Origin of the sequence: Mycobacterium sp. NPDC050551 (assembly GCF_040674075.1) — a bacterium.
GTDB lineage: Bacteria > Actinomycetota > Actinomycetes > Mycobacteriales > Mycobacteriaceae > Mycobacterium.
In genome coordinates, this window is record NZ_JBFARC010000004.1 from 69,438 (window position 1) to 81,954 (window position 12,517).

The 12,517-nt window shown below is 70.7% G+C and carries 13 protein-coding genes; 9 read left to right on the forward strand and 4 right to left on the reverse strand.

The genetic code is table 11. The features are described from left to right. Positions 1-68: 68 nt before the first annotated feature. Entirely contained in the window at positions 69-1,502 is a 1,434-nt protein-coding gene (locus AB0K11_RS16745) for a wax ester/triacylglycerol synthase family O-acyltransferase (RefSeq protein WP_364978767.1), read from the forward strand. 134 nt (positions 1,503-1,636) lie between these two features. Then, positions 1,637-2,215 (forward strand): hypothetical protein, encoded by a 579-nt coding sequence (locus AB0K11_RS16750; RefSeq protein WP_364978770.1) that lies wholly within the window; start codon positions 1,637-1,639, stop codon positions 2,213-2,215. A 1-nt stretch (position 2,216) separates the two neighbouring features. Here AB0K11_RS16750 and AB0K11_RS16755 read toward each other — a convergent pair whose 3' ends face one another. Both AB0K11_RS16755 and AB0K11_RS16760 read right to left on the reverse strand, forming a co-directional pair. Next, on the reverse strand, positions 2,217-2,471 hold the full coding sequence (locus AB0K11_RS16755) for a DUF2631 domain-containing protein (RefSeq protein ID WP_364978773.1): 255 nt from the start codon (positions 2,469-2,471) through the stop codon (positions 2,217-2,219). A 102-nt stretch (positions 2,472-2,573) separates the two neighbouring features. Then, positions 2,574-3,923, reverse strand: coding sequence for a deoxyribodipyrimidine photo-lyase (locus tag AB0K11_RS16760; protein WP_364978776.1), 1,350 nt, complete (start codon positions 3,921-3,923; stop codon positions 2,574-2,576). A 63-nt stretch (positions 3,924-3,986) separates the two neighbouring features. Between AB0K11_RS16760 and AB0K11_RS16765 the strand changes: the two genes are divergently transcribed. Genes AB0K11_RS16765 through AB0K11_RS16780 form a run of 4 tightly spaced genes read left to right on the forward strand, consistent with a single transcriptional unit; the run spans position 3,987 to position 7,143 of the window. Next, the gene (locus tag AB0K11_RS16765) at positions 3,987-4,865 is read left to right on the forward strand and encodes a TIGR03619 family F420-dependent LLM class oxidoreductase (RefSeq protein ID WP_364978779.1); all 879 of its coding nucleotides are present in this window, start codon (positions 3,987-3,989) and stop codon (positions 4,863-4,865) included. Positions 4,866-4,896: 31 nt separating this feature from the next. Next, positions 4,897-5,805: an allantoinase PuuE gene (puuE, locus tag AB0K11_RS16770; RefSeq protein WP_364978782.1), complete on the forward strand. Its 909-nt coding sequence runs from the start codon at positions 4,897-4,899 to the stop codon at positions 5,803-5,805. 37 nt (positions 5,806-5,842) lie between these two features. Next, positions 5,843-6,319, forward strand: coding sequence for a histidine kinase (locus AB0K11_RS16775; protein ID WP_364978785.1), 477 nt, complete (start codon positions 5,843-5,845; stop codon positions 6,317-6,319). 20 nt (positions 6,320-6,339) lie between these two features. After that, on the forward strand, positions 6,340-7,143 hold the full coding sequence (locus tag AB0K11_RS16780; RefSeq protein WP_364978788.1) for a DUF4097 family beta strand repeat-containing protein: 804 nt from the start codon (positions 6,340-6,342) through the stop codon (positions 7,141-7,143). A 112-nt stretch (positions 7,144-7,255) separates the two neighbouring features. On the opposite strand, the gene AB0K11_RS16785 is transcribed toward AB0K11_RS16780, so the two are convergent. Further along, on the reverse strand, positions 7,256-7,849 hold the full coding sequence (locus AB0K11_RS16785; RefSeq protein ID WP_364978791.1) for a fasciclin domain-containing protein: 594 nt from the start codon (positions 7,847-7,849) through the stop codon (positions 7,256-7,258). A 190-nt stretch (positions 7,850-8,039) separates the two neighbouring features. Beyond that, the gene (locus AB0K11_RS16790; protein WP_364978794.1) at positions 8,040-8,735 is read right to left on the reverse strand and encodes a fasciclin domain-containing protein; all 696 of its coding nucleotides are present in this window, start codon (positions 8,733-8,735) and stop codon (positions 8,040-8,042) included. Between the two features lie 176 nt (positions 8,736-8,911). Here AB0K11_RS16790 and dxr point away from each other — a divergent pair, with 176 nt between their 5' ends. From dxr to ispG, 3 genes are read left to right on the forward strand one after another with little or no spacing between them, the layout of a single operon-like run. Next, positions 8,912-10,081 (forward strand): 1-deoxy-D-xylulose-5-phosphate reductoisomerase, encoded by a 1,170-nt coding sequence (dxr, locus tag AB0K11_RS16795; protein ID WP_364978797.1) that lies wholly within the window; start codon positions 8,912-8,914, stop codon positions 10,079-10,081. Continuing rightward, the gene (locus AB0K11_RS16800; RefSeq protein ID WP_364978799.1) at positions 10,078-11,295 is read left to right on the forward strand and encodes a M50 family metallopeptidase; all 1,218 of its coding nucleotides are present in this window, start codon (positions 10,078-10,080) and stop codon (positions 11,293-11,295) included. Before dxr ends, AB0K11_RS16800 begins: the two co-directional genes overlap by 4 nt. A 46-nt stretch (positions 11,296-11,341) precedes the next feature. Further along, on the forward strand, positions 11,342-12,481 hold the full coding sequence (gene ispG, locus AB0K11_RS16805) for a flavodoxin-dependent (E)-4-hydroxy-3-methylbut-2-enyl-diphosphate synthase (protein ID WP_364980386.1): 1,140 nt from the start codon (positions 11,342-11,344) through the stop codon (positions 12,479-12,481). The last annotated feature ends 36 nt before the right edge of the window (positions 12,482-12,517 follow it).

Below are 12,517 nucleotides of genomic sequence, written 5' to 3' on the forward strand. Positions count from 1 at the left end.
CACGTGCGTGCGGTGTAGGCCGCGCCGTTTGCGGGCACAGGAGGAGTGGGGCGACGAATGGGGGACCCGTGAGACGGCTGAACGGCGTTGACGCGCTCATGTTGTACAGCGAGACGCCCGAAATCCACATGCACACAATGAAGATCGGCATCCTCGACGTGTCCGGTGTGCCCGGCGGCTTCAGCATGGAGATGTTCCGCCGCATCGCGGGCCCGCGGCTGCAGGCGCTCACACCGCTGCGCCTTCAGCTCGTCGACATCCCGCTGCGGGTGCACCATCCGATGTGGTGCGAGAACGCCGAGATAGACCTCGACTATCACGTCCGGTCGGTACGGGTCCGCGCGCCGGGCGGCCGCCGGGAACTCGACGAACTGATCGGCGAGATCGCCAGCACGCCACTGGACCGCAGCCGTCCGCTGTGGGAGATGTACCTCGCCGAGGGCCTGACCGGCGACCGCATCGCGATCATCCACAAGGTGCATCACGTGCTCGCCGACGGCACCGCATCGGCCAACCAGATGGCCAGGGCGCTGGCGCCCGAGGCGCCGCCGGAGACGACGGTGGCCGCCAGCGCGCCGGAGTTGCGGACGACGGGCAGCCTGCTCGCCGCCGCAGGCCGCGACCATGCCCGGCTGGTGCGCCGGCTGCCGAGACTGATGCGCGAGACGGCGGCGGGGGTGGCAGAGGTGCGCAGGGACGTGAAGAAACGCGGCCGCCATCCCGACCTGGCGCGGAACTTCGCGCCGCCGCCGACATTCATCAATCACGTCGTCTCGCCGGTACGCCGGTTCGCCACCACGCCGCTGGCGCTGGCCGACGTGAAGGAGGCCGCGGCGGCGCTGGGCGTCACGCTCAACGACGTGGTGCTGGCGACGGTGTCGGGGGCGCTGCGGGAGTTGTTGCTGCGCTACGACGGCAAGGCGGACCAGCCCCTGATCGCGGGTGTGCCGGTGAGCATCGACCCGTCGCCGGATCGGCTGGTGGGCAACGAGTTCAGCTATCTGACGCCGTCGCTGCCGACCCATGTCGAGGACGTCGGCGAGCGGGTCCGGCTGACCGCGCTGTCCACGTCGATCGCCAAGGAGACCCACCGGCTGCTCGGCCCGACGCTCGTCGCGTCGTGGTTGAACTACCTGCCGCCACAGGTCACTCCGCCGCTGTTCCGTTTTCAGGGCAGGCGGGTGGAGTCGAGCACCATCATGAACCTGACCGTCTCGAACGTCCGCGGACCGTCGCGTCCCGGGCGGGTGGAAGGCGCGGCGGTCACCGAGATCTACTCGGTCGGTCCGCTGGTCGCGGGCAGCGGCATGAACGTCACCGTGTGGAGCTACGTCGACCAGCTCAACGTGTCGGTGCTCACCGACGACCGCACCCTGGCCGATCCGCACGAAGCCACCGACGCCATCCGCCGGGCCTTCTGCGAGATCCGCGCTGCCGCCGACATATCCAGCCCACTGACTCCGACCGTGGACACGCTGCCGCTCGCCGCGGCTGTGGGGTAGCGCCCAGGGCGGGCGTGCCTGCCGGTGGCCGTCACGACATCGCGGGCAGCTGACTGGATCCGTGACGACGCTTTACAGAATGCCGTTCGAATGTCACGCTGAGGGCGCCGGTCGACCAGTGAACGGAGCTGCCCATGACCACCCAGTCCGCGCGCACCGACGGGGACCTCCGCCGATTCCGCCCGGATGTGCGCGACAACGGCGCCTCGAGCAGGCTGCTGCGCTACCGGCTCGACGTGCTGGCGGTCGACGCGACCGACGCCGCCCGGTTCGCGGGCGGCTGGCTGTTCGACCGCGCTATGGCGGGCTGGCAGGTCAACGTCCTGGTCGCCGACGCTCGCGACACCCGGCCGATGCAGATCCTCGGTGCGACGGTCCTCGACCTGGGCGACGCCCTGGAATCGGTGGTCGCCGACCCGGAGCACGCGGCCGGACTGGCGGTCTCGGCGGCGGCGCTGGCCGACGGACGCGTCCATGGCGCGGTGGGGGACCTGCTGGCCACCGGCAGAACCGAGGTGGCGATGTGGGGTGGGCGCTGGCCGGACCGCTTCGGCGGCGCCGACGCCGTCAGCTACCGGTTGAGCGCCGCGGCGCGGGTGTTCAAGACGCACGCGATGGCGGCGGCGGGTGTCGACACCCCGGTCGGGGCCGACGAGAGGATGCACCGGGGCGGCTACCGCCCGATCGACTCCGACCTGGTGCCGATCGATTGACTCAGCGGATCCAGCCGCGTCGGCGCAGCCACCAGTCCCGCACCACCCAGGCGATGAGGACGGCGGCGAAGCCGATGACGAACCAGTCCTCGACGCGTCCGACGTGGTTGCCGCGCAGCATCGTCAGCAGGAACCCGGCCGCCAGCAGCAGCCCGATGTGGATGATGCGGTGGTTCTCCTTGCTCCAGCCCCACTCGGCGGAGGGCACATCTTCGACGTCGACGCCGGTGTGTCGTTCCACTTCGGTGCTGGCCACGGAGTGCTCCTCACGGTCGGGCTGGGCAACTGCCCATGATTCTGGCACATCACCGCGGGCGTACGACAGAGCGTCGTACTGCCCGGTCCGCGGGCGGGCGAGTCACCCGAGATCCGCGTACCGGCGCAACGCCTCGGCGCGTTCCCTGGCGTGATCGACGATGGGCTCGGGATAACCGGCCGGCCTGCGGTCGGCGGGGAGGTGTACGTCCGCGTCGCCCGGCAGGTCGGCGAGCTCGGGCACCCAGCGCCGGATGTAGACGCCGTCGGGATCGAACTTCTTGCCCTGGGTGGTCGGGTTGAACACCCGGAAGTACGGCGCGGCGTCGGTGCCGCTGCCCGCGGTCCACTGCCAGCCGTGCTGGTTGTTGGCCATGTCGCCGTCGACGAGCTGGTCGAGGAACCACCGCGCACCCCACTGCCACGGCAGATGCAAGTCTTTGACCAGGAACGACGCCACGATCATCCGCACCCGGTTGTGCATCCAGCCGATCTCGGCGAGCTGGCGCATCCCCGCGTCGACGATCGGGAAGCCGGTGCGGCCGCTCTTCCACGCCTCGAAGGCCTTGTCGGCGTCGGAGCCCTCGTCGGTCTTGATGGCGTCGAATCCGCGGTTCCAGTTCCACCACACGCTGTGCGGCCACTCGTGCAGCACCGAGGCGTAGAAGTCGCGGAACGCGAGCTCGCGCAGGTAGGCCTGAGCGCCCTTGCCGCTGCCGAGATCGCCGACCATCGAACGCGGATGGATGGTGCCGAACTTCAGGTGCGCCGACATCCGGCTGGTGTTGTCGAGGTCGGGCCGGTTGCGGTCGTCGGCGTAGCCGCGCAGCGCGGTGTCCACGAACTGCTGCCACTGCGCGCGTGCGGCGCGCTCGCCGGCGGGCAGGTCGAGGGCGATCCCGTCGTCGGGGATGTCGACCCCGCCGGGTGCGTCGGCCGGATCGATCCACCGCGCCGATTCCGGCCCGGTCCGCGCCGGCGCCCGCCAGCCGTGGTTGCGCCATGCGGCGAAGAACGGGGTGAACACCTTGTACGGTTCGCCGTCGCCCTTGGTGACCCGGCCGGGCGCCACGAGGTACGGCGAGCCCGACGCCTCCAGCGGCACACCGTCGCCGATGCCGTTCAGAGCCTCCCGGACGGCGTCGTCGCGGCGCCTGCCGAACGGCGTGAAGTCCGCCGAGACGTGCACCGACGTCGCGCCGATCGCCGTGACCAGCGCGGGAATCCGCTCCTCCGGGCGGCCCTCGGTGACCAGCAGCCGACCGCCGAGGTTGTCGCGCAGGTCGCGCAGCGCGTCATGCAGGTACTGCAGCCGCCGCGGACCGGAGGAACGGGCCAGCCGCGGGTCGAGCACGTAGCACGCGAGCACCTCGCCGTCGGACTGCGCGGCGTCGATCAGCGGGGGCAGGTCGTGCAGCCGAAGGTCGCGGCGGAACCACAGCAGTGTCGGCATGTCTGTGATGCTGCCCCCAACCGGCGCGCAGGAAACACCGTGGGACTGACGGAAGGATGACGTATGCAGTTCTGGAGCGGAGCGACGTTCCTGGAGACGACGGAGGCCATCGCCGTCGCGCGGATCCTCGACGAGACCGGGTTCGACGGGATGGTGTGCTCCGACCACACGGTCTACCCGCGCGAGCTGTCGTCGCCGTACCCGGACTCGCCGACCGGCAAGCCGATGTGGGCGCCCGAGACCGCGTGGCCGGACTCCTGGGTGCTCATCGGCGCGATGGCCGCCGTCACGACGAATCTGCGGTTCAGCAATGCCGTCTACATCGCGCCGGCCCGACCGCTGATCGAGGTCGCCAAGGTGGTCGCCACCGCGGCGGTGGTCTCCCGGGGCCGGGTGTCGCTCGGCGTCGGCGCCGGCTGGATGCGCGAGGAGTACACGCTGATGGGTCAGGATTTCGCGACCCGTGGCAGGCGTCTCGACGAGATGATCCCCGCGCTGCGGGCGCTGTGGCGCGGCGGCTGGGTGTCCTGGCGGGGCGAGCACTACGACGTGCCCGAGCTGATGCTCGAACCGCACCCGCCCGCGCCGGTGCCCATCCTCTGCGGCGGTGAGTCCGAGGCGGCGCTGCGCCGGGCGGCGCGGCTGTGCGACGGCTGGGTCGGCTACGCCTACGCCTGGGACGACGCGGTCCACTACGTCGACCGGCTGACCGCGCTGCGGCGTGAGTACGGCCGCGCCGACGAGCCGTTCGAGGTGCTGCTGGCGTTGCGCGAGCAACCCACCGCCGATCTGTACAACCGTGCCCGCGACGCCGGCATCACCGCGGTGATGTGCGCGCCGTGGCTCGGCCCCGGCGGCGCCGGTGCGGGCGACCACCCAGAGGACCGGTTCCGCGGACCGATCGAGCGGTTCGCCGAGGACATCATCGCCAAGGTGCGCTGACGCGGACGCCGCCGGCTGCCACAATCCGGGCATGACGCCTGACGGCTATCCGCGGGACATGGTCGGGTACGGCGCGCACCCACCCGATCCGCAGTGGCCCGGCGGGGCGAACATCGCCGTGCAGTTCGTCCTCAACTACGAGGAGGGCGCCGAGAACAATGTGCTGCACGGCGACGCGGCGTCGGAGACGTTCCTGTCCGAGATCGTCGGCGCCCAGCCCTTCCCGAACCGGCACATGAGCATGGAGTCGCTCTACGAGTACGGATCCCGGGCCGGGCTGTGGCGGGTGCTGCGGGTGTTCGACCGGCGCGGGTTGCCGCTCACCGTGTTCGGGGTCGCCGACGCGCTGGCCCGCAATCCCGATGCCGTCGCCGCGTTCCTCGCCCGCGGCGACGAGATCGCCTGCCACGGGCTGCGCTGGATCAGCTATCAGCTCGTCGACCCCGACGTCGAGCGCGACCACATGGCCCGCGCGGTCCGCCTGCTGACCGAGCTCACCGGCGCCCCGCCGGCCGGCTGGTACACCGGCCGCGACTCGCCGCAGACCCGGCGGCTGGTGGTCGAGCACGGCGGGTTCCTGTACGACTCCGACTCCTACGCCGACGACCTGCCGTACTGGACCACCGTGGCCGGGCGGTCGCACCTCGTGGTGCCCTACACCCTCGACACCAACGACATGCGCTTCGCCACGCCCGGCGGATTCCCCAGCGGCACAGAGTTCTTCACGCACCTGCGGGACGCGTTCGACGTGCTCTACGCCGAGGGGGCGGCCGGTGCACCGAAGATGCTGTCGATCGGGCTGCACTGTCGCCTGGTCGGCAGGCCCGCCCGCACCGCGGCGCTCGAGCGGTTCCTCGATCACGTGCAGGCCCACGACCGGGTGTGGATCACCCGGCGGGTGGACATCGCGCGGCACTGGGCGGCCCGGTTCCCGACATGACATTGCGCTGACACCATGATGGTGTCACCATGACGTCATGGATCTGCAGCCCTACGTCGACGCGGTGCGCCACGAGCTCGACCTGGCCGCCCGCGCCGGCGGGCCGGATGCCGCCGTACTCGCGGACAGGCTGACCGCCCCACTCGAATCGGCCCTGCGCCTGGCGCTGCTGGAGGCACTCTCGGAGGCGGCCGAGCTGATCACCCGTGAGCTCGCCCCCGGCTCCGTCGACGTCCGGCTGCGCGGCCGCGACCCCGACTTCACCGTCGCCCCTGCCGAGCCACCCGAGCCCCCACCGGCGCCCACCGGCCCCGATCCGGACGACGAGGGCGGCACCTGGCGCGTCACCCTGCGGCTGCCCGAGAACATGCGGCCCGGGGTGGACGCGGCGGCCCGTGAAACCGGGGTGTCGGTCAACGCCTGGCTGGTGCGCTCGGTGGCCGCCGCGCTCGCCCCGCAGCGGGGCAGACCCCGCACGTCTACCGACAAGTCCTTCAGCGGCTGGGTCCGCTGACACCACCCGAGGAGATTCCGATGCCCACGTTCCCCACGCCAGAACCGATCGTCGCCGACGTCGAGGTGGTCGCCGGGTCGGTGCGCCTCACAGCCGGCGACCGCGACGACACCGTTGTCGACATCCGGCCCCGCGATCCGTCGCGCGCGTCCGACATACGGGCCGCCGAGAACGCGCGGGTGGACTTCGCCAACGGTCGGCTCAAGATCGCCGCCGGCCCCAAGATGCTGGCGCTCGGCGGCAGGGGAGCGGTCGACGTCGACATCGCGCTGCCGTCGCGCTCACGGCTCCAGGCGTCGACGGCATCGGCCGACGTGTACGCCGACGGCCTGCTCGGCGACTGCCGCTTCTCGTCGGCGAGCGGCAGGGTCGCTCTGGACATCGTCGAGGGAAACCTCAAGGCGGACACCGCTTCCGGGGATGTCGCCGTCAAGAGCGTGGCGGGCCCGGTATCGATATCGACCGCCTCGGGGGACGCCGTGGTGGAGATCCTGCACGGTGAGCTGAATTTCCAGGCGGCCAGCGGCGGGCTGACGGTCGGGGAATTGCACGGCAACGCGCGGGCACAGACCGCCTCGGGCCCGACGACCGTGACCACCGCCGTGACCGGCTCGCTGCGAGCACGCACCGCCAGCGGCGATGTCGAGATCGGCCTGCCGCACGGCACCGCTGCCCGGCTCGACGTCAGCACCGCGTCCGGCACGGTCCGCAACACCCTGCAGCCGTCGGACGGCCCCTCGGACGGAGACCGGACACTGGAGGTGCACGCGCGGACCGGATCCGGTGACATCCTGGTGCGCCGCTTCGACGGCGCGGTGCGCTGAACGCCCCGTGATCGGAGCTCTCGACACGGAGCTCTCGACATGGAGCCCACCGACACGGAGCCCCCCGCCACGTGGGGGAACGTGGCGGGGGACGGGATCAGTGCCGGGTGCGTCAGTTCGCCGGCGGCATCAGCACCGTGTCGATCATGTAGACGGTGGCGTTGGCGGTCTGCACGCCGCCGCACACCACCGAGGCGTCGTTGACCTTGAGGTCGCCGCCCTGACCGGTGACCGTCACGTCGGCGCCCTGCACCGTCTTGTGCGTGCCGACCACCTGCGCGGGCTCGGCCCGGCCCGGGACGACGTGGTAGGTCAGGATGTTGGTGAGCAGCGGCCCGTCGGTCTTCAGCTTCTCGATGGTCGCCGGGTCGATCTTGGCGAACGCCGCATCGGTGGGGGCGAACACGGTGAACTCGCCGCCGTTGAGGGTGTCGACCAGATTCACCTGAGGATTGAGCTGGCCGGACACCGCCTGGGTCAGGGTCTTGAGCATGGGGTTGTTCGACGCGGCCGTCGCGACCGGCTCCTGGGCCATCCCCATCACCGAGCCGGGACCGGTCGGCACCTGCTGCGCGTAGCCGGCGCAACCCGGCCCCACCAGGCCGGTGGCCGGCTGGGCGGTAGCGACCGCGGCGCCGCTCAGTGACAGACCGACCGCGGCCACCGCTGCACAACCTGCTCCGGCAACCTTCTTCGTGAGATTCATCGACTCGCGCTCCTTTTCGTCAGGGGCGACAGGTGTCGCCGTCCTCGTCACTTCGACTGCTATTCGGCACCGATTGGCTCACGGATGGGTAACGGGCTCAACAGATTTCGCGCAGCGGAAGGTCGAATCGGCGCACGACGTCCCCCGGGCACGTCGAATGCCCGGGGGACGGTCGCTGACGGAACGGCGCTCAGTTCGCCGGAGGCATCAGCACCGTGTCGATCATGTAGACGGTCGCGTTCGCGGTCTGCACCCCGCCGCACACCAGGCCCGCGTCGTTGACCTTCAGGCCCTCGCCCTCACCGGTCACGGTGACGTCGGCGCCCTGCACGGTCTTGTGTGTGCCGGCCACCTTGTCGGGAGCCGCGCCCGGACCCGGCACCACGTGGTAGGTCAGGATGCTGGTCAGCAGGTCCGAGTCGGTCTTGAGCTTATCGATGGTCGCCGGGTCGATCTTGGCGAACGCGTCGTCGGTCGGTGCGAAGACGGTGAACTCGCCGCCGTTGAGCGTGTCGACCAGATTCACGTTCGGGTTGAGCTGCCCGGAGAGCGCCTGGGTCAGCGTCTTGAGCATCGGGTTGTTGGACGCAGCGACGGTCACCGGGTCGGCGGCCATGCCGGTCACCGAACCGGGGCCGGACGGCACCTGCTCGGCGTAGGTGGCGCAGCCCGAGCCGACCAGGTTCGCGGCCGGATCGGCCGCCGCGCTCGACGGGGCGGACGACGTGGCGCTCTCCGCGGCCGACGATGCCGCGCTGGTCGCCGAAGAGCCGGTGCTCGACGCCTCCTCGCTCGAACACGCCGCGGCGCCGAACACGGCCAACGCGCTCAGGCCTGCTGCCGCAACGGCCTTGCGGTGGACGGTGTACCTCTTCGTTGAAACCACTGCCACTCCTCGGTACGCGGACGCGGCGGTGCCGCCGTCCTGGTGATCTGACACCGGGGATTCGGGGTGGTGTGCGTCACGGACGGGCCACGGCAGCCGTCGTCACAAACGCGTCACATTCAAGATCGGGGCGCGGTGTGCACCGGGCGGCTCCCCGGAGGCGGCACAATAGTCCGGTGAGCTCATCCGGATCTCGGCAGCGGGTGCTGATCCTCGGCAGCACCGGGTCGATCGGCACCCAGGCGCTCGAGGTGATCGCCGCCAATCCGGACCGGTTCGAGGTGGTCGGGCTGGCCGCCGGCGGCAACAACCCCGACCTGCTGGCCCGCCAGCGGGCCGAGACCGGCGCCACCGGGCTCGCTGTCACCGACCCCGCGGCCGCCGAGCGCATCGATGACGTCACCCACAGCGGCCCGGACGCCGTCACCCGGTTGGTGCAGGACACCGAAGCCGATGTGGTGCTCAACGCCCTGGTCGGAGCGCTGGGCCTGGAGCCCACCCTGGCCGCCCTCGCCACCGGCGCGCGGCTCGCACTGGCCAACAAGGAGTCGCTGGTGGCCGGCGGTCCGCTGGTGCTGCGCGCGGCCGCGCCCGGCCAGATCGTGCCGGTCGACTCCGAGCACTCGGCGATGGCGCAGTGCCTGCGCGGCGGCACCGCCGGGGAGGTCGCCCGGCTGGTGCTCACCGCGTCCGGCGGCCCGTTCCTCGGCTGGTCGGCCGACGACCTCGAGTCGGTGAGCCCCGAACAGGCCGGCAAGCACCCCACCTGGTCCATGGGCCCGATGAACACTCTGAACTCGGCGACGCTGGTCAACAAGGGCCTCGAGCTGATCGAGACCCACCTGCTGTTCGGTATCCCGTACGACCGCATCGACGTGGTCGTGCACCCGCAGTCGATCGTGCACTCGATGGCCACCTTCACCGACGGGTCGACCCTGGCGCAGGCCAGCCCGCCCGACATGAAGCTGCCGATCGCGCTGGCGCTGGGCTGGCCGGACCGGGTGCCCGGGGCCGCCGCCGCATGCGACTTCTCCACCGCCACCACCTGGGAGTTCCTGCCGCTGGACGACGACGTGTTCCCAGCGGTGCGACTGGCCCGCGCGGCGGGCACCGCAGGCGGCTGCCTGACCGCGGTCTACAACGCGGCCAACGAGGAGGCCGCCGCGGCGTTCCTGGACGGCCGCATCTCCTTCCCGGCCATCGTCCGGACGGTCGGCGAGGTGCTGGCCGCCGGCGACGAGTGGGCCGCCGAACCGGCTACCGTGGAGGAGGTACTCGAGGCGCAGAGATGGGCCCGCGAGAAGGCCCGCTCCGTGCTCACCCAGGAGGTACTGCCCGCCCGATGATGTTCGTTGTTGGCGTCGCGCTGTTCGCGCTCGCGATTCTGGTCTCGGTGGCCCTGCACGAATGCGGCCACATGTGGGTGGCGCGCGCCACCGGTATGAAGGTGCGCCGGTACTTCGTCGGCTTCGGACCGACGCTGTGGTCCACCCGCAGGCCCAACAAGCTGGGGGAGACCGAGTACGGCGTCAAGGCCATCCCGCTCGGCGGCTTCTGCGACATCGCAGGCATGACCCCGGTCGACGAACTCGACCCCGCCGACCGCCCGTACGCGATGTACCGGCAGAAGGTGTGGAAGCGGGTGGCGGTGCTGTTCGCCGGCCCCGGCATGAACTTCGTCCTCGGCATGGTGATCATCTACGGCATCGCGCTGACCTGGGGTCTGCCCGACCTCAACCCGCCCACCACCGCCGTCGTCGGCGAGACCGTGTGTGTCGCGCCGCAGGTCTCGAAGACCGAGATGGGCGAGTGCACCGGCCCGGGGCCCGCCGCGCTGGCCGGTATCCGGCCCGGCGACACCGTCGTCAAGGTCGGTGAGACCCCGGTGGCGAACTTCAAGGAGATGGTGACCGCCGTCCGGACCCTCGACGGGCCGACGCCGTTCACGGTGGAGCGCGACGGCAGCGAATTCACCACCGTGGTGGACGTCACCCGCATCGAGCGCTTCACCACCACCGACAGTGACACCCCGTCGGAAGTCGGCGCTGTCGGCATCGGTGCACCCGACCCGCTGCAATGGGCGCAGTACAACCCGCTGACCGCGGTGCCCGGCACCTTCGCGTTCACCGGCGACCTCGCCGTCCAGCTCGGCCAGTCGCTGGCGAAGATCCCCACCAAGATCGGCGCGCTGGTGGACTCGATCGGCGGTGGCGAACGCGACCCCGAAACCCCGATCAGCGTGGTCGGCGCCAGCATCATCGGCGGTGACACCGTCGACGCCGGCGTGTGGGAGTTGTTCTGGCTCTTCCTGGCTCAGCTCAACTTCGTCCTCGGCGCGGTGAACCTGATCCCGCTGCTGCCCTTCGACGGCGGGCACATCGCGGTGGCGGTGTTCGAGAAGATCCGCAACATGATCCGGTCGGCGCGCGGCAAGGTGGCCGCGGCGCCGGTGAACTATCTCAAGCTGATGCCCGCTACTTACGTAGTCTTGGTGGTGCTGGTCGGCTACATGCTGCTGACCGTGACCGCCGACTTCGTCAACCCGATCAGGTTGCAGTAGCCGGCCCTGAACCTACGGAGATGCTGTGACCTCGATAGGCCTGGGCATGCCGGCACCGCCGGCGCCGGTGCTCGCGCCGCGCCGCAAGACGCGTCAGCTGATGGTGCGCGACGTCGGTGTCGGCAGCGACCACCCGATCGCCGTGCAGTCGATGTGCACGACCAAGACCCACGACATCAACGCGACGCTGCAGCAGATCGCCGAACTGACGGCGTCGGGCTGCGACATCGTGCGGGTGGCGTGCCCGCGGCAGGAGGACGCCGACGCGTTGCCCGCCATCGCCAAGAAGTCGCAGATCCCGGTGATCGCCGACATCCACTTCCAGCCCAAGTACATCTTCGCCGCGATCGACGCCGGCTGTGCCGCCGTGCGCGTCAACCCGGGCAACATCAAGGAGTTCGACGGCCGGGTCAAGGAGGTCGCCAAGGCGGCGGGCGCGGCGGGCATCCCGATCCGCATCGGCGTCAACGCCGGCTCGCTCGATCCGCGGTTGATGAAGAAGTACGGCAAGGCCACCCCCGAGGCGCTGGTCGAGTCGGCGCTGTGGGAGGCCTCGCTGTTCGAGGAGCACGGCTTCGGCGACATCAAGATCAGCGTCAAGCACAACGACCCGGTGATCATGGTCGCGGCCTACGAACAGCTCGCCGCGCAGTGCGACTACCCGCTGCACCTCGGTGTCACCGAGGCGGGGCCCGCATTCCAGGGCACCATCAAGTCCGCCGTCGCGTTCGGCGCGCTGCTGAGCAAGGGCATCGGCGACACCATCCGCGTCTCGCTGTCCGCGCCCCCGGTCGAGGAGATCAAGGTCGGCAACCAGATCCTCGAGTCGCTGAACCTGCGGCCGCGCGGCCTGGAGATCGTGTCGTGCCCGTCGTGCGGCCGGGCCCAGGTGGACGTCTACACGCTGGCCAACGAGGTCAGCGCCGGCCTCGAGGGCATGGACATACCGCTTCGGGTCGCGGTGATGGGCTGCGTCGTCAACGGGCCGGGCGAGGCGCGCGAGGCGGACCTCGGCGTCGCATCCGGAAACGGCAAGGGACAGATCTTCGTTCGCGGCGAGGTCATCAAGACCGTGCCCGAGGCGCAGATCGTCGAGACCCTGATCGAAGAGGCGATGCGCATCGCCGCCGAGATGGACTCCGGCGAGACAAGTGACAGCGGTTCACCTGTTGTCACCGTAAGCTGAGGGCGGCCCTGTGGTCGGGGTCACGACCGCACGAAC